Here is a 19,286-nt window from a genome sequence, read left to right as displayed (position 1 = left end):
AAAAGTAGTTATAGGGATTTTTGCGAATACACACTCCGTTATAATGACAATATTGCAGCTCAATAACATCAACACCTATTTCAACTTAAAATTGCTTACTCTGGAAACACGCTCTTCGTGATGTTTTCCTAAATCACGTCTCAGTCGGCTCTCTCGGTACGGCAAATGGAAAGGTTTGACGACGTGGCCAGACACGGCGTCGGCCTGGCTGGGAGCACCGCGCGCCAAAGCAAAATCGCCGGAGATTCTTTGGAAAAGGTCATGTGGCCGCGATCGTCAGATTGAGCGCAGCCTCATGCTGCGTCTCATGCCAGGAGGGCGACGCGAGCGGTTTCGACACCTATATGTAAAAATAAGTCACCCGGGTGTCCGGAGGGCGACGTCGCAAATGCCCCGGGTCGGGCTCCTATTCGACATCACCCATGTATTTTGCCTGGTCGATCAGTTCCTGGCACTTTTTCTCGTCACCGGACTTGCGGGCCTTGTTGGCCTCCTGCAGAAGCGCGCGCATCTTCTCGGCGACCGTGATGTCGATGCCCTCGCGCTCGCTGTGATCAACCGCGTATTCCACCTTGTCGATATCCTTGCTACACTCGGCACCGGCGGCGGTGGGGGCCGCCACCAAAACAAGCGCTGCGCAGGCCAATCCGGCCAAGGCATGTGAAATCCTGTACATGATCTTCCTCCCGGCTGTCTGGCCCGGTTGCTTGGGCCCGGCTTTTTCGCACCGGCGCGCCCGCATGACTCTTGCTCACATCATCCGCTGATGCAGATCCGTCATGATCCAGAGACTGCCGCCGACCATGATCACGATCAGCACTGCCGCAAAGGCCAGGAAGAACAGGTTCTCCGCGGGCGTCGACTTGAGGTCGAGGTGCAGGAAGAACACCAGATGCACCAGAACCTGCAAGATGGCGCCCGATGCGATCACAACATAGGCCTGCGTGCCGGTCAGCAAACCGGCGCCGACGACGCCGAAGGGAATGGCGGTCAGGATCACTGCCAGCACGAAGCCGATCAGGTAACGGGCAACAGGTCGGTCTGCTAGTCGGTACATTCCGTGCTCCTACATCACGCCGGGCAGATAGACGACCGAGAAGATCCCGATCCAGACGATGTCGAGGAAATGCCAGAAGAGGCCCAGCCGGAAGACCCTGGAGCGCACCGGCTGTGTCAGGCCTTTCACCAGGATCTGGCCGATCATCACAACAATGCCGAGACAGCCGAAGGCCACATGAAGACCGTGGGTACCGATCAGGGTGAAGAAGGCCGACGCGAAGCCGCTGACCTCCGGCCCTGCGCCCTTTTCGATCATGCCCCGGAACTCGATCAGTTCCATCGCCAGAAAGCCGAGCCCCAGAAGCAGCGTCACGATCAGCCACTGGACCTCGCGCATCTTGTGGCCCGCCCGCTGGGCGATCGAGGCAAAGCCGAAGGTCAGGCTGGAGGTGAGAAGCAGCGCGGTTTCGCCGGCTGTGAATCTCAGATCGAACAGGTCCCTGGAAGACGGCCCCGACGCAAAATTCTTCGACAGGACCACATAGGTGGCAAACAGCAGCGCGAAGATGATCGCGTCGGTCATCAGATAGACCCAGAAGCCGAATTCGCGGCTTTCCAGGGCGTGTTTTTCTTCTTCCTCGAGGATGGTGGCGTCGGACATCTGGGCGCTCCTCCTCAAACCGTTCCGGGCAGTGGCGCGCCCGAGGCGGCCCCACGCGGCGCGAAATCGCGCATGTCGTGAAGATCCGCCGGCGTGATCTGCGCCAGTCGTTCACGCTCGATCCTGGCGACTTCCGCCGCCGGCAGCACGAAGTCGGTGTCATCGTCAGAGGCGCGGATTCCGACACAGATCAGCGACAGCACCAATGAAAGCGCCACCAGCCACCAGATGTACCAGACGAAGGCAAAGCCGAGCACGAAGGCCAACCCGCCGAGCACCGGTCCGATCCAGGTGTTTTTCGGCATCACGATGTCTTCGTAGGTCTGCGGCTGGTAGGCCTCGCCGAGGATCTTCATGTCGTGAAACGCGTCGAGCCCCTTCACCTCCGGCAGCACCGCGAAGTTATAGGGCGCCGGCGGCGAGGACGTCGCCCATTCCAGTGTCCGTCCGTTCCAGGGATCGCCGGTGATGTCCCGTGCGGACCCCCAGTTGCGCGCGGAAACCCAGAGCTGGATGGCGATGCAGGCAATGCCGATCAGCACGCAGACGGCGCCGAGCGCGGCCACAACCAGATAAGGCTGCCAGTTCGGATCGGCGTAATGTTCCATGCGCCGGCTCATGCCCATGAAGCCGAGCACGTAGAGCGGCATGAACGCCAGGTAGAACCCGATGATCCAGAACCAGAACGAACGGATGCCCCATTTGGCGTCGAGCTTGAAGCCGAAAGCCTTCGGGAACCAGTAGTTCAGCCCGGCGAAATAGCCGAACAGGGCGCCGGGGATCAGCATGTTGTGGAAATGGGCCACCAGGAAAGTGGAATTGTGCATCAGGTAGTCGGCCGGCGGCAGCGCCAGGAGGACGCCGGTCACCCCGCCGATGACGAAAGTCACCATGAAGCCGATGGTGAACACCATCGAGGGGTGGAACTCGATCCGGCCCTTGTACATGGTGAACAGCCAGTCGAAGATCTTCACGCCCGTCGGCACGGCGATGATCATGGTGGCGATGCCGAAGACCGCGTTCACATTGGCCGAGGAGCCCATGGTGAAGAAGTGGTGCAGCCACACCGTGAACGACAGGATGGCAATGCAGGCAGTGGCATAGACCAGCGAAGTGTAGCCGAACAGGCGCTTGCGCGAGAAGGTCGCGACCACCTCCGAGAAGATGCCGAAGGCCGGCAGGATCAGGATATAGACCTCCGGATGGCCCCAGATCCAAAGCAGGTTGGCATACATCATCATGTTGCCGCCGTCGCCATTGGTGAAGAAATGGAAGCCGAGCGTGCGGTCCAGCGTCAGCTCGGCGGCGACCACCGTCAGGGCCGGAAAGGAGAAGGCGATCAGGACGGAAATGCACAGTGTCGTCCAGGTGAACAATGGCATGCGCATGAAGGTCATGCCCGGGCAGCGGTTCCGGACGATGGTCACGATGAAATTGATGCCGGACAGGGTCGAGCCGACCCCCGAGACGATCAGTGCCCACAGCCAGTAGTCGACCCCGACCCCCGGACTGTATTCGATGCCCGAATAGGGCGGATAGCCGGTCCAGCCGGCCTGGGAGAACTTGCCGACCACCAGCGAGACCAGGACCAGCCCGGCGCCGGCCGCGGTCATCCAGAGGCTGACGGAATTCAGGAAGGGAAAGGCGACGTCACGCGCGCCGATCTGCTGCGGCACGATGATGTTGATGAGCCCGGTCAGGAAGGGCATGGCCACGAAGAAGATCATGATCGTGCCGTGGGAGGAGAAGATCTGCTCGAAATGCTCCGGTGGCAGATAGCCCTCGCTGTTGAGGGAAATGGCCTGCTGGGCGCGCATCATGATGGCATCGACAAAGCCACGCACCAGCATCACCAGCGCCAGGACCACATACATGATGCCAATCTTCTTGTGATCGACGCTGGTCAGCCAGTCGGTCCACAGGACCTTCCAGGCACGCAAGTAGGTGATCAGCAGGAAGACGGCGATGCCGCCGCCAACCGTAACGCCCGCACCGCCCATGGCGACCCAGGAATAGAACGGCAGGGCATCGAAGGTCAGACGTCCCAGCATCACGAAGCCCCCTCGCCTGTCTGCGGTGTCTCTTGTTGATTTGGCATGCGTGCCGGCGCGTATTTCTTCATGATGGTCATGAACAGCTCCGGCTCGAACGAAGTGTAATAGCCCACCGGATTGGCGACGCTCTTCTTGTGCAGCTCCGCATAGGCGTCTGCGTCGAGCGTGGCGCCTGCTCCGGAGACCTTGTCCTGCCAGGCCTTGAAGTCCGTCTCGTTCAACGCGTGGGCCTTGAAGTGCTGGTCGGAGAAACCGTCGCCGGAATACATGGTGTTGCGGCCCATGAAGACGCCCGGCTCATCCGCGATCAGGTTGAGTTCGGAGCGCATACCGGCCATGGCATAGATCTGTCCGCCAAGCGCCGGGATCATCAGGGAGTTCATCACGGTGTCGGAGGTGATCTCGATGGAAAGCGGCCGGTCGGCGGGAAAGGCCAGTTCGTTGACGCTGGCTGTGCCGAGTTCGGGATAGAGAAACAGCCATTTCCAGTCGAGCGCGACCGCCTGGACCTTGAATTCCGGCTTGTCGGCGGCAAGCGCCTTGTAGGGATCGAGCCGATGCGTTGATTCCCAGACAAGCGTGCCGATGGCGATCACGATGGCGGCCGGAACCAGCCAGACCACTGCCTCGATGGCATTGGATCCGTCCCAGTCGGGCGCGTGCTCCGCCCCGTTTTCCCGGCTGCGATAACGCCAGGCAAACAGCAGCGTCAAGAGGATCGCCGGGATGGCGACGATCATCATCAGCCAGAACGCGGTATAAAGCAGGTCCCGCTCAGCCAGGGCGATCGGACCCTTGGGGTTGAGAACCGGCGCATCGGAGAGCGCGCACCCCGAAAGAACTATTCCGGACAAGGAAAGCAGCATCCACGGCGCCGCCGAGGCGATCCGTCTGAAAAAAGATCCGGCAATCACTTCGTACATGGCTCCTCCTTTTCAAGGGACAGAGGCAGTCATGATAGGAACCGCGTGGTCACGGGACTATGTGACTGGGTTCACAGGCAAATCGGAGACGGCGTGACGCACCGCCGGTATGGATCGAAAGTCTTACGCGGAGCCTAGCCGAGCACAGGCGCCTTTGAAAGGCCGCAATTTGGAGTTTCCCCAAACCGGCCAAATTCCGCGGTTTTCGAGCCTGCCGTACCGGGTCAGCGCGCTGCTCCGGACAGCTCGATCAGGGCCTGAAGCATCAGATTCGCCCCCTTTTCGATGTCCACCCAGTCGCTGTGCTCTTCCGGCGCATGGCTGATTCCATCCCGGCTCGGAACGAAGATCAGCCCTGATGGACAGAACCTTTGCATGGTCTGGGCATCATGCCCGGCGCCCGAGGGCATGCGCTTGGCCGGCAGGCCGTGCCGCTCCGCCAGAGCCGTGAGCCGGTCGGCGATATCCGCGTCGAGCTTCAGCGGCGACAGCCAGCTGCGCTCCCTGGTCTCGAGTCGAAGCCCGTGCCGGCCGGCAACCGCCGCCGCATTTTCCAGGAACCGCGACTTCAACGCCACCATGACCTCTTCGCTTGTGTCCCGGAGGATCACCGAAAACACGGCTCTACCGGGAATCGTGTGCGGATGGTTGGGCGTCAGCTCGACATGGCCGATCGTGATGCGGCTCTGGTCGGTACCATGTTCCTGAATGAGGTCGCGCACCGTTCCGGCCACCTCGGCAAGACCGGAAAACGCGTCGGCGCGCAAATGCATCGGCGTGGTGCCGGAGTGGTTGGCGATCCCTGTCAGCGCCAGCTCAAGGTAACAGACCCCGGAAACCTCCTCGGCAATGCCGATCGGCAGCCTTTCCTGTTCAAGGATCGGCCCCTGCTCGATATGCAGCTCGAGAAAGGCCCTGATCGATCCCGCCGGCCTGACGGCGCCGAGAATCTGTTCTGGGACCAGTCCGTTCGTCGTCATGGCCTGTGTCAGCCTGATGCCGTCCGCGTCCACGGCGCCCGCGATCCAGTCGGCCGTCACTTCGCCGGTGATCGCCTGCGAGCCCAGCATGCCGCCGAAACGCCCTTCCTCCTCCGAGGTTGCGGCCACCTCGATCGCGGTTTCCGGCTCCAGTCCGGCCTCTTTCATGGCCCGCACGCATTCCAGCGCGACACAGGCGCCGAGCGATCCGTCATAGGCGCCGCCATTGACCACCGTGTCGAGATGGGAGCCCGCCATGATGCAGGGGCCGTCCCTGGGGCCGAATCGGCCGAACAGGTTGAGTGCGCCGTCGTTCCAGACGGACAGGCCGTCGTCGAGCATCTGGGCGGCGAACCAGGCACGGCAGTCGAGGTCCTCCTTCGAGAAGCCCGGCCGGTTGTAGCCTCCTGTCGAAGGGTCGAATCCGTAGCTGTTGACCCCTCCCAGCAGGCTCTTCAATCGCTCCAGATTGATGGTTGCGGCAGGCTGCGGCATCCGGTTTTCTCCCCATTTTTCAGCGCTTAAGCGTTTCTTTGGCTCTGGAGTCGCAACCCTCAGGCGAAAATAAATATGAAATAATTGTTGAACGAATGCAATTAATCATGATTAATTATTTGCCAGAACACAACGAGGGGAATGGTCATGAAAAAGTTCCTAGCCGCGGCGCTCGCCTCGGCCTTCCTTGCCTTTGCGCCACAGGCGCAGGCGCAAACACCACCAAATGTGCTGGTCGTCGGTCAGATCGCCGAACCCAAGTCGCTCGACCCTCATGCGGTCACTGCGGTCAATGATTTCCGCATTCTCGTGAACCTCTATGACGGTCTGGTCCGCTACAAGGACGGCACCCTGGAGGTTGAGCCGTCGCTCGCCGAAAGCTGGACGATCTCGGACGACGGCAAGACCTATACGTTCAAGCTGAAGGAAGGCGTGACCTTCCATGACGGTTCGCCGTTCAACGCCGAGGCGGTGAAGTTCAACTTCGACCGCATGCTGAAGGAAGATCATCCCTTCCACGACACCGGCCCCTTCCCGCTGTCCTTCTTCTTCTCGACGGTCGAGGAAGTGATCGCCGAGGACGACACCACGGTGACCTTCAAGCTGAGCGCGCCCTACGCGCCGTTCCTGTCCAACCTTGCCTACCCGACCGGCCTGATTGTCTCGCCGGAAGCGGTCAAGCAGCATGGCAAGGATTTCGGCCGCAATCCGTCGGGCACCGGTGCCTACAAGTTCGGCGAATGGATCGCCAACTCCAAGATGGTCGCCGTCAGGAATGACGACTACTGGGACGGCGCGCCGGACCTGGAAGCCCTGATCTACCGTCCGATCACCGACGCCAACACAAGGATCGCGGAAATGCTCTCCGGTGGCCTCGACGTGATGGTCGAGGTGCCGCCCGACAGCCTGCAGCAGTTCAAGGACGATTCCACGTTCAAGGTGCTGGAACAGGCCGGTCCGCACGTCTGGTTCCTGATCCTGAACGCCAAGGAAGCACCGTTCGACAACAAGGCCGCCCGCCAGGCCGCCAACTACGCCATCAACAAGAAGGCGCTCGTCGAGAACATCCTGCAGGGCACGGCCGAAGTTGCCGCCGGCCCGACGCCGCCGGCCTTTGCCTGGGCGTATAACGAAGGCCTCGAGCCCTATCCGTACGATCCGGAAAAGGCCAAGGAGCTGCTCAAGGAAGCCGGTTACAACGGCGAGGAAGTCACCTTCTACGTCACCGAAGGCGGCTCGGGCATGCTGGATCCGATCGCCATGGGCACCGCCATCCAGGCGGACCTGCAGGCCGTCGGCATGAACGTCAAGATCGAGACCTACGAGTGGAACACCTTCCTCGGCAAGGTGAACCCGGGCCTAGAAGGCAAGGCCGGCATGGCCGAGATGGCCTGGATGACCAACGATCCGGACACGCTGCCCTTCCTGGCGCTGCGCACCGAGGCGATGCCTGACAAGGGCGGCTTCAACTCCGGCTACTATTCCAACGCCAAGGTGGACGAACTGCTGGAGAAAGCCCGCGAGGTCACCGACCAGGGCGAGCGCGCCAAGCTCTACAAGGAAATGCAGGAAATCGTCCAGGAGGACGCACCCTGGGTCTTCGTCGCCAACTGGAAGCAGAATGCCGTGACCAAGGCCTCGGTCGAGGACTTCAAGCTGCAACCCTCCTTCTTCCTGATGCTTCAGGACGTCAAGAAGCCTCAGTAAGCTGACAACGCATCCCGGCGGGCCACGCGGTCTGCCGGGATTTTCGTATCGGACGCGAAGGGCGCGATCTTTCGCAGGTCGAGCGTCACCACACCGAAAAGCGTCATCCTGAGGAGGCGCAAAGCGCCGGCTCGAAGGATCGGCAGCTCATTCGGCGCCCGGGGCCGATCCTTCGAGACGGACCTAACGGTCCTCCTCAGGATGACGTCTTGGTGTGTTGCGACACTCGGGATTTGCGGCCGCTCTACTGTCCGGCCGCCTGCAACTACGGGGGAGAGAGCAATGGCTGCCTATATCGCCAGGCGTCTGCTGGCCGCCATACCGGTCCTGTTCGGGCTGACCATCATCGTCTTCCTGATCATGGCCATGATCCCGGGCGACCCCGCAACCGCCATCCTCGGCTCCTATGCGACACCGGAAAACGTCGCCAAGCTGAACAAGGATCTCGGCCTCGACAAGCCCCTGATCCAGCAGTATTTCATCTGGATCGGCAACCTGTTCCAGGGCGATCTCGGCCGTTCCTACACGCTCAACCGGCCCGTGCTCGACGAGGTCATGGAGCGGTTCTCGGCAACGCTGATCCTGGCCGGCACCGCGCTGCTGCTGTGTTCCGTCTTCGGCCTGCTGGCCGGCATCGTCTCCGCCGTGCGCCAATATGGCTGGGCCGACAAGATCATCACGCTCCTGGTGCTGATCGGCATTTCAACCCCGTCCTTCTGGCTCGGCCTGCTCCTGATCCTGATCTTCGCGGTCAACCTGCGCCTGTTCCCGGCCTCCGGCATGTACGCGATTTACGGCGGCGGCGACCTGCCCGACCTGCTCTATCACCTGGCCCTGCCCGCAATCACGCTCTCCGTGGTGGCAACAGGTGTCATCGCCCGGCTGACCCGCACCGCCATGCTGGAAGTCCTGCGCCAGGACTATATCCGCACCGCCCGTGCCAAGGGGCTGTCGGAGCGCAAGGTCATCTACAAACATGCCTTCAAGGCGGCCCTTGTCGGCGTCGTGCCGGTGATCGGCATCCAGGCCGGCTTCGTCATCGGCGGCGCGGTCTATATCGAGACCGTGTTCCAGTGGCCCGGCATCGGCTCCATGCTGGTGACGGCGATTTCCACCCGGGATCTCCTCCTGGTCCAGGGCGGCGTGCTGGTCGTCGCCGCGGCCTATGTTCTCTTCAATCTGCTCGCGGACGTGGTGCAGACCATTCTGGATCCGAGGTTGCGTTGATGACCGAGACCAGCATGAGCGCCCCGGCGAAACCGGCCCCGAAATCCGCGCGCCCCGGCACGCTGGCCCTCCTTCTCAACAACTCGCTGGCGACCGGCGGCCTGATCGTGCTGGCCGCGATCTGCCTGCTTGCCCTCGCCGCCCCCATCCTGCCGCTACCCGATCCGGACGTGACCGCTCCGGCAGACCGCTTGAAACCGATCTTCAGCGACGGCCATCTGCTGGGCACAGACCATCTCGGCCGGGACCTCCTGTCCCGGCTGATCTGGGGCACGCGTGTGTCGCTGGCGGTCGGCCTCTCGGCCACGGTGATCGCCGCCTTCTTCGGCTCGCTGCTCGGCCTGGTGGCCGGTTATGCCGGCGGGCGCACCGACACGATCATCATGCGCGGCATCGACATGGTCATGGCCTTTCCCTATATCCTGCTGGCGCTGGCGATCGTCGCCGTGCTCGGCCCGGGCCTGTTGAACGCGCTTTACGCCATTGCCCTGGTCAACATCCCCTTCTTTGCCCGGAACATCCGCGGCATCACGCTCGGCCTCTCCCGGCGGGAATTCGTCGATGCGGCGCGCCTTTCCGGCAAGTCGCCACCGCAGATCCTGTTCCTGGAAATCCTGCCCAACGTGCTGCCCGTGATCGTCATCACCATGTCGACCACGGTCGGCTGGATGATCCTTGAAACGGCGGGCCTGTCCTTCCTCGGCCTCGGCGCGCAGCCGCCCCAGGCCGATCTCGGCTCCATGCTCGGCGAAGGCCGCAAGATCCTGTTCACCGCGCCGCATGTCTCCATCATCCCAGGCCTGATGATCTTCGCCCTGGTGATGAGCATCAATCTCTTCGGCGACGGCGTGCGCGACATTCTGGATCCGCGCCTGCGCGCCGGGTCCCTCACCCGCCCTGTTTCGCGCACCGCCGTGGAACGGGACAAGGCCGATGTTCCGGCCCCGTCAGAAAAAGGCGGTGTGCTGGATGTCCGCCAGATGCGCACAGAGTTCCAGATCGGCTCGTCCGTCTACAAGGCCGTCGGCGGCGTCGACCTGAACCTTCAGGAAGGCGAATGCCTCGGGGTTGTCGGGGAATCCGGCTCGGGCAAGTCGGTGACCGCCATGTCGATCATGGGCCTGGTGCCGACGCCGCCCGGCCGCATAGCCGGCGGAGCCGCCTACCTTGAAGGCGAGGATCTGTTCGCGGCCACCGACAGACGCATCCGCGACCTGCGCGGCGGTTCGGTCGCCTATGTCTTCCAGGATCCTTTGTCGACCCTGCATCCGCTGTTCACGGTCGGAGCCCAGCTCACCGAAGCCATCACCACCCACCAGCCGATGTCCGGGGCAAAGGCCCGGGACAAGGCCATCGAGCTTCTGTCGCTGGTACGCATCCCGAATGCGAAGGAACGCCTTGCCGCCTATCCGCACGAACTCTCCGGTGGCATGAGGCAGCGTGTCTGCATCGCCATGGCGCTTGCCAACGATGCCAAGGTGCTGATCGCCGATGAGCCGACCACCGCGCTGGACGTGACGGTGCAGTCCCAGATCCTGACGCTGATGAACGGCCTGCGGCGCGAACGCAACGCGGCGATCCTGTTCATCACCCATGACTTCGGCGTCGTCTCCGCCATCTGCGACCGGGTCGCGGTGATGTATGCCGGCAGGATCGTGGAAACCGGAACGACCGACGAGGTTCTCAACAATCCTCAGCATCCCTACACCGCCAAGCTGATCGAATGCGTGCCCGTGCTGGGCGAGCCCGAACGCCGGCTCGACGCCATCGAGGGCCGCCCGCCCGTGGTCAACAACCTGCCCGCTGGCTGCGCCTTCGCCGACCGCTGTCCCCATGTTCAGGCAGCGTGCCGGCAGGGTGAGATTTCGCTGGACATGTCCTCCGGAACCCGGGGCGTCCGCTGCCTCTTTCCGCTGACCTCGGGAGCTCGCGCATGAACGAGATGAGCCAGAATAACACCGGCCGGGACGCGCTGCTGACCATCGAGGCAGTCGAGCGCATCTTCGGTGGCGAGCGCAAGCTGTTTGGCGGGCACAACCCGGCCGTCCACGCCGTCCAGGGCCTGAGCCTTGAGGTGAAAAGGGGCGAGACCCTCGGCGTCGTCGGCGAATCCGGCTGCGGCAAGTCCACCCTCGCCCGGCTCGTCGTCGGACTGGACCTGCCCACCTCCGGCACGATCACCTTTGCCGGCGAGGACTTGACTGCCCTTGCCCGGAAAGACCGCAACGCGCTCGCCCGCAAGGTGCAGTACGTCTTCCAGGACCCGGTGGCCTCGCTCAACCCGCGCAAGACCATCCGCACCATCCTGGAAGCACCGCTGAAACACCTGACCGACCTTGATGCGAACGGGCGGGAACAACGGCTGGCGGAGTTGCTGCAGGCCGTCAACCTGGCGCCGGAATTCCTGGAACGCTACCCGCATGAATTCTCCGGCGGGCAGGCCCAGCGGATCGGCATTGCACGGGCGCTGGCCGCGGGACCTGAGCTGATGGTGCTCGATGAGCCGGTTTCCGCGCTCGACGTGTCGGTGCAGGCCCAGGTCCTGAACCTTCTCGACAAGCTGAAGGACGAATTCGGTCTCACCTACATCTTCATCAGCCATGATCTGTCCGTGGTGGAAAGCGTCAGCGACCGTGTCGCGGTCATGTATTTCGGCCGCATGGCGGAACTCGGCCCGGCAAAGGAAATCTTCAGACATCCCCTGCATCCCTACACGGACCTGCTGATGCGCTCCGCGCCAGCGCCTGGTCGGCACGACCTGATGTCGGAAGATGCTTCGGCTGAATTGCCGGACCCCTATAATCCGCCACAAGGCTGTGCCTTCGCGGCGCGGTGCCCGCGCAAGACGGAGCAGTGCCTGGCCGCAAAACCGGCACCGGACGAGGCTGGAAGCGCCGATACGGGTCATATTGCGGCTTGCCATCATCCGCTGGGGCAGGCATAGGCAGGGAAAAGAGCCAAAACAAAGACAATCCGGCTATGAAAATACCAGAAGGTGCAACAGACCCGAAGACCCGCAAACGCCTGCGGCGGCCCGACATGGTGGCCCAACAAATTCGTGAACAGATCGTCGAGGCGGCCTTGCGGCCCGGAGACCGCGTTCCGAACGACTGGCTGATGCCGGAGGCGGTCAAGGTTTCCCGCGGTACGTTGCGCGAGGCCCTCAAGGTTCTGGAATACCAGGGATTGATTTCAACACGGAGCGGGCCGGGCGGCGGTGTCTTCGTTGCTTCCGTCGAACCGGGCGAAGCCATCCGGCTGCTGGACAATCTGTTCCTGTTCGACCAGCCTTCGATCGCCGACATCTACACGCTGCGCAAGCAGCTCGAGCCTGAACTGGCCGCGGCGGTGGCCGGCAACCTCACGGAAGAGGCCTTCCAGTCGCTGCAGGGCTGTATCCGTCTCTACGAGGACGAACCGCAAACCGCGGAAGAGGAATACGACCAGCGCCTCGCGGAGCTCGATTTTCACGAAGAGCTGGCACGACACTGTTCGAACCCGATCCTCGCCTTCACCTGTTCCTTCCTGCTCAGCCTCCTGCGCGACATGACGGTGTGCCGGTCGATCTACAAGGAGCCGAACCCCGCACTGAGAGCGACCGGCCTGCACTACCAGGTGCAGCTCCTGCGCGCGATCAAGGCGGGCGACGCGGAACTCTGCCGCATGATCATGCGCAGCCACATGTTTGAGGCCGAAAGATACATGCTGGAACGTGCCGCCATGCGCACGCGGGGCGGCAAGTCAGCCAAGACCGGGAACGGGAACTGAAACGGCCTCCGTCTGCGTGCTGTTCGCCTTTCCAGCGGCGATCCCCGCAACTGCGACCCGGGCCATTCCACCGGTGAAACCGTACCCTAAAGCGCGACGGACATTTCGTCCCGCACTGGAACTTCCGCCTCCACGATACTGCGTTGCCCGAACACCTTGCCAATCGAGATCAGCACCGGGTGGTCCAGTCCCAGGCCTTCCACCCCCGACGCGAGCCCGTCCAGCGTGCCCTGCCAGCGGGTTTCCTCGGGCCGGGAAATCCCGGAGACGGCGACAGCGGGCGTGTCCGCAGACAGCCCCTCCCGGAGCAACCGCTCCCGGATGCGTGCGGCCATCCTCGCGCCCATGTAGAAGACGGTGGTCGTGGCCGGATCTGCAAGGCCCTGCCAGTCGACGCTCTCCGGCAGGCCGCCGTGACGGGAGTGCCCGGTCACCAGGCGGACCGACTGGGCATGGTCCCGGTGGGTCATCGAAATGCCGAGCGATGCGGCCATCGCCGAAGCGGCGGTGATACCCGGCACGACACTTGCCGCGATGCCTTCCGAGGCGAGCCGGTCGAGTTCCTCGCCGCCGCGGCCGAACACCATCGGGTCGCCCGATTTCAGCCTGACGACATGCTTTCCCTGGCGGGCCAGCGACACCATCATCGCGTTGATGTCTTCCTGGCGGCAGCTTTCCCGGCCGCCGCGCTTGCCGACCAGCATGCGCTTCGCTTCCCGCCGTGCCAGCTCCAGAACCGCATCGTCGACCAGATCGTCGAACAGGATGACATCGGCCGCCTGCAGCGCACGCACGGCCTTCAGCGTCAGGAATTCGGCATCGCCCGGCCCCGCGCCGACCAGCGTGACATGTCCCCGGCCCGCCGTCCTGGCATCGGCCACGAGTGTTTCCGCCAGGGCGTTTTCCCCGTCAGGTGCCTTCCTGCCCGCAAAGGCAAGATCGGAGAAACGCTCCCAGAAACGGCGGCGTTCCGCGCCGGCGCGCAGATGCTCCAGGGTCCTGGACCTGACACGCCCGGCAAGTTCCGCCCAGCTCTGCAGGCTTTCCGGCAACAGTGTCTCGATCCGCCGCCGGATCGCCTGCCCCAGGATCGGGGCAACACCGTTCGTCGAGATGCCGATCACCACCGGGGACCGGTTGACGATCGAGCCGAACTGGAAATCGCAATAGGCGGGTTTGTCGATCACGTTGACGGGCAGGCCCCTTGCCCGCGCCGCACAGGCGAATGCCCGCGCTGCGCCCTCGGTCTCCGCGTCGGCGATGGCCAGGCTCATGCCCTCAAAGCTGTCGTCCGCCCAGGGATGGCGATGAAAGACATATCTGCCGGTGTTTTCGCCCGTGACGGACGCGCTTTCGAAGGCGGAATCGAATTCTTCCGCGTAGACATGAACTTCCGCCCCCGCCGCGACCAGCAGCTCCGCCTTCCAGGCGGCAGCCTCCGTGCCGCCGGCGAGGAGGACCTTGCGTCCCTCCAGCGGGAAAAACAGCGGCAGGCATGCCAATGATCCCACCCGCGCCGGACGGCGGCGGCGTTTCACCTCAACTGGCTTGCGCGATGTCTGTCTCATCGAGGTCTTCCTTGTTCAGCTCGTCAAGCAGCGTCTGGATCTCCGAGCGGCAGGATCCGCAGTTGGTCCCGGCCTTGAGCTTGTCCCCCACGGCCTTGACGCTGGTCGCGCCGCAGCGCGCGGCGGCTTCGATCTGGTTGCAGCCTACCTGGAAACAGGAGCAGACAATTGCCCCGGGGTCCGGCCGGTCCGCAGGCGCCCTCCCGGCGAGCACCTCGGCGCGAACTGCGCCATCGTCACCTTGCATGGAAAACAGGCCACAGGCCCACTGCCGCGACACTTCCACGGGTTGGCTGGACAGGTAGAATGCCGACTGCAAGGCTCCGTCTTTCCAATTGGCCAGGCGGAGCCAGTCCCCCGCCTTGTCGCCGATGCTGACGGTGTCGTCCTGCGACGGGGCGAGAGCGGCCGCCAGCGCCTCGAAATCCGCGTCGTTCTCCCCGGCGAATTCAAGCCGGTACCCGCCTTCGATCGGCGCAAGCGCCCAGTAGGTTGCCGGCACGGTTTGCGGACGCTCGCGAAGCACGGCAAAGCCGAACCAGGCCATGTCCCGCTTGGCCACGGAAACCGGTGTGAACTTGGAACCGGGTTGACCCGAGTGAGGATCCGTCAAGGGAGCGACAACCGCGTCGACCCGGGCACTCGAGGCCAGATGACCGGTCCAGTGCATCGGTACGAAGACCTCCCCGTCCCTGCCCCTGTCGGTCACGAGTGCCCGGACGAGAACCGACCCGAACGGGCTGCTCACCTCGACAAGATCCGCGGCTGCGATGCCCAGACGATCGGCGTCATCAGGATGCAGCTCGGCGAAGGGTTCCGCGATATGAGACGTCAGACGCGCGGTCTTGCCGGTGCGTGTCATGGTATGCCACTGGTCGCGGATCCGGCCGGTGTTCAGAATGAAGGGATAGCGCCTGGCGCGTTTGCGGGGCGGCTTGAAGGTCACCGGCAGCAACCGGCCCTTGCGGCCCTCGGAATAAAATCCGCCATTGCCGAAGAAGCGGGTCTCCTTCGGACCCGAATCGGCCGGCTGCGGCCACTGGAATGGCTCCATGCCGGCAAAGACCATGTCGGAAACATCCTTGTAGGCACCGATGTCAAAGTCCCGCGTGCCGCCGTTCTGCCAGGCGGACAATGCCGCGTGCTCCCGGAAAATCGCAGCGGGGCCGTCGAAGTCGAAGGCGTCTTCAAATCCCATGCGCCGCGCGACTTCACAGAATTGCCACCAGTCCGGGCGCACCTCGCCGGGACGATCCAGAAAGGCGCGCTGCCGGGAAATACGCCGCTCGGAATTGGTGACCGTTCCGTCCTTTTCCCCCCAGGCGGACGCCGGCAGGACCACGTCGGCATGCACCAGAGCGCTGGCCGCGCGACTGACATCGGAGACGACCACGAAGGGGCAGCTCTCGAGCGCCGTGGCAACCGCGTCCGCATCCGGCAGGCTGTCCAACGGGCTTGTGGCCATGATCCAGAGCGCCTTGATCCGTCCGTCGGCAACCGCCTGGAACATGTCGACGGCCTTCAGGCCGGCCTTGTCCGCGATTACCGGGCTTTTCCAGAAACCCTGTACCGTCCGCCGGTGGGCCGGGTTTTCAATCGCCATATGGCCCGCCAGCATGTTGGCAAGACCGCCGACCTCGCGGCCTCCCATGGCGTTCGGCTGGCCGGTCACGGAGAACGGCCCCATGCCGGGCCGGCCGATCCGGCCCGTGGCCAGGTGCGTGTTGATGATGGCGTTGACCTTGTCCGTGCCGGCGACCGACTGGTTGACGCCCTGGCTGTACACCGTGACCGTTTTTTCGGTCTGCGCCACCATCTTGTAGAACAAGGCAATATCCTGCCGCGACAGGCCGGTCTTCTCGGCGATCAGGCCGATCTCGCAGGGACCTGCCGCTTGAATCGCCTCGTCAAAACCTTCCGTGAAACGCCTGATATAATTGGAGTTCAGCGCATCCGCCTCGGACAGGAAGGCAAGCAGGCCGTTGAACAGCGCAACATCGGTGTCCGGTTTCAGCGGAAGATGCAAATCCGCGATCGCGCAGGTGGCAGTCCGGCGCGGGTCGATCACGACGACACGCATCGCCGGATTGGCCGCCTTGGCGGCTTCCAGCCGCTGGAACAGCACCGGGTGGCACCAGGCCAGGTTGGATCCGACAAGCACCACAAGGTCGGCCAGCTCAAGGTCTTCATAGGTGCCGGGCACCGTGTCGCTGCCGAATGCCCTGCGGTGACCGGCCACCGAAGACGCCATGCACAACCGCGAATTGGTGTCGATATTGGCCGACCCGATAAAGCCCTTCATCAGCTTGTTGGCAACGTAGTAGTCCTCGGTCAGGATCTGCCCCGACACGTAGAAGGCAACGCTGTCCGGGCCGTGGTCCCGGATCGCCGAGGAGAATTTCTCCGCCACGAGATCGAGTGCCTCGTCCCAGGTGCTGCGCCTTGCCGAAATCTGCGGGTAAAGCAGCCGGTCGTCGAGAGACAACGTTTCTCCCAGGGCCGAACCCTTGGAGCACAGCCGGCCGAAATTCGAGGGGTGATCGGGGTCGCCGGCAACGCTCACCGAGCCGTCGTCGTGGCGGGTGGCGAGCACGCCACAGCCGACACCGCAATAGGGGCACGTCGTCCGGGTGGTCTTGTTGTTCTCGGTCATTCCATCTTCCCCGGAGCCAGATTTACCAGGCGTTATAGCCAAGATATTTTCCCGACATCTCGATCTTCACCCGGTCCCCTTTCGGGTTCTCGACACGGGTGACGGACATGTCGAAATCGATGGCGGACATGATCCCGTCGCCGAATTTCTCATGGATCAGGGCCTTGATGGTCGGTCCGTAGACACCGACGATTTCATAAAGGCGATAGATGCAGGGATCGGTCGGAACCGTCTGGGACCAGATCTTGGTCGGGCTCTCCTGCAGGATCAGGGCGGCTTCCTGCGGCAGACCGAGAGTTGCCGTCATCGCCTCCGCCTTGTCCGCAGGCATGGCGTTCATGCCCATGGCGGCCGAGTGGGTCCAGACCGGCGACATGCCGATCTTCTCGGCAATGCCTTCCCAGGTCAGGCCGGCCTGGCGCTTGGCGGACAGGATCATACCGGTGACATCTTCACGGGTGAGAGCAGACATGAAAACCTCCTATGGATTGCCGAAAACTTGATGAAACAGGACGGCGCAGAGCACCGCGAGGGCAGCCGAGACCAGTTGCCAGAACCGGACCGGGTCGCGCTGCGCCAACGGAACGGATTGATCGCTCACAAAGGCGGGATTTGGCCGGCGCAGATCTTCCATGAACGCGCTCAGGGCTTCGTATCGCTTGCCCGGAACCGGGTGCACCGCGCGGCGAAGGGCACCATCAACCCAGTCCGGGACACGGCCGGTAACGGCCGATGCACCGCGGTAGGTCAGCGCCGATTGTGCCCGCTCGCTGGTCGCCCGGGCCACGTCCGCACCATAGGGCAGACGGCCCGTCAGCATCTCGTAGGCAATCACGCCAAGCGAAAACTGGTCGCTCATCTCGGTGCCGAGATAGCCCAGGAACACTTCCGGAGCGGTATATTGATGGGTGCCGAGTATCTCGGCCTTGTCGAGCGACGGCGCGGCTTCCATCACGCCGGCGATGCGCACCGAACCGAAATCGATGATTTTCACCGTTCCGGCTTCATCGATCATGATGTTTTCGGGACGAAGGTCCTGGTGGACCATTTCCTTGCGGTGAAAGGCCCTCAGCCCCTTGACGATCTGCTCCAGAATACCCCTCACCGTCTCAAGGTCCGGCTGGGGATTGTCGATCATCCACTGGCGCAGGGTCTGCCCCTCGACGTATTCGCTCGCCAGAAACAGGCTTTCCCGGTCTTGCGGATAGGAGGCCGACTTGAGTACGTGTGGCGAGGACATCCGCCGGGCGACCCACTCCTCAAGGGCGAAACGGCGCAGATAATCCGCATCGCCGCGCATGTCCACGGACGGAAATTTCAGGGCGACCCGTTCGCCCGTGGTCTCGTTTTCCGCAAGATGGATGTGGCTGCGGCTGGTGGCGTGGAGCTGCCGCAAAAGGCGGAAGCCCTCGAAACGTCCCGGAACATTGGGCAGCGGCGGCGGCGGCAGCGTGCCCTCGTCCGCAAGGAGATCGGTCGCAGCCGGGTCCGCCACCGTTTCGACCCGCACGATCTGGATCGTGAGATTGTCGTCACTGCCGGCGGCAAGGGCCTGATCGACGATCGACCTTGCGGCGGCATCGAGCCCGGGTGCCTCCAGCACGGCGGCAGCCAGCGTTCTGGGCGGCAGAAATCCATGCACGCCGTCCGTTGTCTGCAGAAACACGTCACCTGGTCTCAGGTCCAGAACCGCATAGTCGATATCAACAGTCGGACCGATGCCGAGCGCGCGTCCGAGATAGCTTTCCGTTTCGGAGACCTGGACGGTATGGTCTTCCGTGAGCTGTTCCAGGCTCTGACCGTCAAGACGCCAGATGCGGCTGTCGCCGACATGAAACAGATGGGCCTTTCGCCCTTTCAGGACGAGCGCGGAGAACGTGCAGACATGTCCCGTGTCCCGGCTGCCCGCCAGCTTCGTCTGACCGTGGAGCCAGGAATTGCAGGCGGCGATGACACGGCTGGCCGCGGTCTTCACCGACCAGGCTTCCGAAGTGCAATAGTAATCCGACAGGAAGGATTTGACGGCGGTTTCCGCGGCCACCTGCGCCATCGGGCTGGAGGAAATGCCATCGGCGACGGCCAGCGCAACACCCTTGTGAACCAGTGCATGATCTTCCGGCACGATGGCGCCATGAAAGTCCTGGTTCTCGGACTTCCTGCCGGGCGACGAAAATCGGCCGGTTTCAACACGCAGGGCGTTTTGATGGACTTGCATCAGCACGGGAGCGGTTCCTGTGGGGGGAAATGCTCC

15 protein-coding genes are annotated in these 19,286 nt (G+C 63.2%); 5 read left to right on the top strand and 10 right to left on the bottom strand.

Features of this window, described 5'->3' with window-relative positions; all coding sequences use genetic code 11:
* Window positions 1-406: 406 nt before the first annotated feature.
* The 6 genes from O6760_RS20470 to O6760_RS20445 form a co-directional block, all read right to left on the bottom strand.
* On the bottom strand, window positions 407-676 hold the full coding sequence (locus O6760_RS20470) for a hypothetical protein (protein ID WP_269581553.1): 270 nt from the start codon (window positions 674-676) through the stop codon (window positions 407-409).
* 75 nt (window positions 677-751) lie between these two features.
* Window positions 752-1,057 carry a cytochrome o ubiquinol oxidase subunit IV gene (gene cyoD / locus O6760_RS20465; RefSeq protein WP_269581552.1) on the bottom strand — a complete coding sequence of 102 codons (306 nt, stop codon included), beginning with the start codon at window positions 1,055-1,057 and terminating at the stop codon, window positions 752-754.
* Between the two features lie 9 nt (window positions 1,058-1,066).
* Window positions 1,067-1,660 carry a cytochrome o ubiquinol oxidase subunit III gene (cyoC, locus tag O6760_RS20460; RefSeq protein WP_269581551.1) on the bottom strand — a complete coding sequence of 198 codons (594 nt, stop codon included), beginning with the start codon at window positions 1,658-1,660 and terminating at the stop codon, window positions 1,067-1,069.
* Between the two features lie 14 nt (window positions 1,661-1,674).
* Window positions 1,675-3,711: a cytochrome o ubiquinol oxidase subunit I gene (cyoB, locus tag O6760_RS20455; RefSeq protein ID WP_269581550.1), complete on the bottom strand. Its 2,037-nt coding sequence runs from the start codon at window positions 3,709-3,711 to the stop codon at window positions 1,675-1,677.
* Complete coding sequence (gene cyoA / locus O6760_RS20450) at window positions 3,711-4,637, bottom strand: ubiquinol oxidase subunit II (RefSeq protein WP_269581549.1); 927 nt, start codon at window positions 4,635-4,637, stop codon at window positions 3,711-3,713. The genes cyoB and cyoA overlap by 1 nt, the downstream gene beginning before the upstream one ends.
* A 224-nt stretch (window positions 4,638-4,861) precedes the next feature.
* Window positions 4,862-6,112, bottom strand: coding sequence for a Zn-dependent hydrolase (locus O6760_RS20445; protein WP_269581548.1), 1,251 nt, complete (start codon window positions 6,110-6,112; stop codon window positions 4,862-4,864).
* Window positions 6,113-6,259: 147 nt separating this feature from the next.
* Between O6760_RS20445 and O6760_RS20440 the strand changes: the two genes are divergently transcribed.
* From O6760_RS20440 to O6760_RS20420, 5 genes are all read left to right on the top strand, one after another.
* Window positions 6,260-7,819, top strand: a complete 1,560-nt coding sequence (locus tag O6760_RS20440) for an ABC transporter substrate-binding protein (protein WP_269581547.1) — start codon at window positions 6,260-6,262, stop codon at window positions 7,817-7,819.
* 282 nt (window positions 7,820-8,101) lie between these two features.
* On the top strand, window positions 8,102-9,046 hold the full coding sequence (locus O6760_RS20435; RefSeq protein WP_269581546.1) for an ABC transporter permease: 945 nt from the start codon (window positions 8,102-8,104) through the stop codon (window positions 9,044-9,046).
* Window positions 9,046-10,983, top strand: coding sequence for a dipeptide/oligopeptide/nickel ABC transporter permease/ATP-binding protein (locus O6760_RS20430; protein ID WP_269581545.1), 1,938 nt, complete (start codon window positions 9,046-9,048; stop codon window positions 10,981-10,983). Before O6760_RS20435 ends, O6760_RS20430 begins: the two co-directional genes overlap by 1 nt.
* Window positions 10,980-11,990 (top strand): ABC transporter ATP-binding protein, encoded by a 1,011-nt coding sequence (locus O6760_RS20425; RefSeq protein ID WP_269581544.1) that lies wholly within the window; start codon window positions 10,980-10,982, stop codon window positions 11,988-11,990. Before O6760_RS20430 ends, O6760_RS20425 begins: the two co-directional genes overlap by 4 nt.
* A gap of 35 nt (window positions 11,991-12,025) precedes the next feature.
* Window positions 12,026-12,814, top strand: a complete 789-nt coding sequence (locus O6760_RS20420) for a FadR/GntR family transcriptional regulator (RefSeq protein WP_269581543.1) — start codon at window positions 12,026-12,028, stop codon at window positions 12,812-12,814.
* Between the two features lie 86 nt (window positions 12,815-12,900).
* Here the strand turns inward: O6760_RS20420 and cysG are convergent, their stop codons facing one another.
* Genes cysG through O6760_RS20400 form a run of 4 tightly spaced genes read right to left on the bottom strand, consistent with a single transcriptional unit; the run spans window position 12,901 to window position 19,250 of the window.
* Complete coding sequence (gene cysG, locus O6760_RS20415) at window positions 12,901-14,382, bottom strand: siroheme synthase CysG (protein WP_269581542.1); 1,482 nt, start codon at window positions 14,380-14,382, stop codon at window positions 12,901-12,903.
* Window positions 14,354-17,035 carry a nitrate reductase gene (locus O6760_RS20410; RefSeq protein ID WP_269581541.1) on the bottom strand — a complete coding sequence of 894 codons (2,682 nt, stop codon included), beginning with the start codon at window positions 17,033-17,035 and terminating at the stop codon, window positions 14,354-14,356. Before O6760_RS20410 ends, cysG begins: the two co-directional genes overlap by 29 nt.
* 22 nt (window positions 17,036-17,057) lie before the next feature.
* Window positions 17,058-17,507, bottom strand: a complete 450-nt coding sequence (gene cynS, locus O6760_RS20405) for a cyanase (RefSeq protein WP_269581540.1) — start codon at window positions 17,505-17,507, stop codon at window positions 17,058-17,060.
* A gap of 9 nt (window positions 17,508-17,516) precedes the next feature.
* Window positions 17,517-19,250, bottom strand: coding sequence for a bifunctional protein-serine/threonine kinase/phosphatase (locus O6760_RS20400; protein WP_269586323.1), 1,734 nt, complete (start codon window positions 19,248-19,250; stop codon window positions 17,517-17,519).
* Window positions 19,251-19,286 lie beyond the last annotated feature (36 nt).

Source organism: Roseibium sp. Sym1 (assembly GCF_027359675.1).
In the GTDB taxonomy this organism is placed as follows: domain Bacteria; phylum Pseudomonadota; class Alphaproteobacteria; order Rhizobiales; family Stappiaceae; genus Roseibium.
This window is presented reverse-complemented; position numbering and strand designations above follow the sequence as displayed.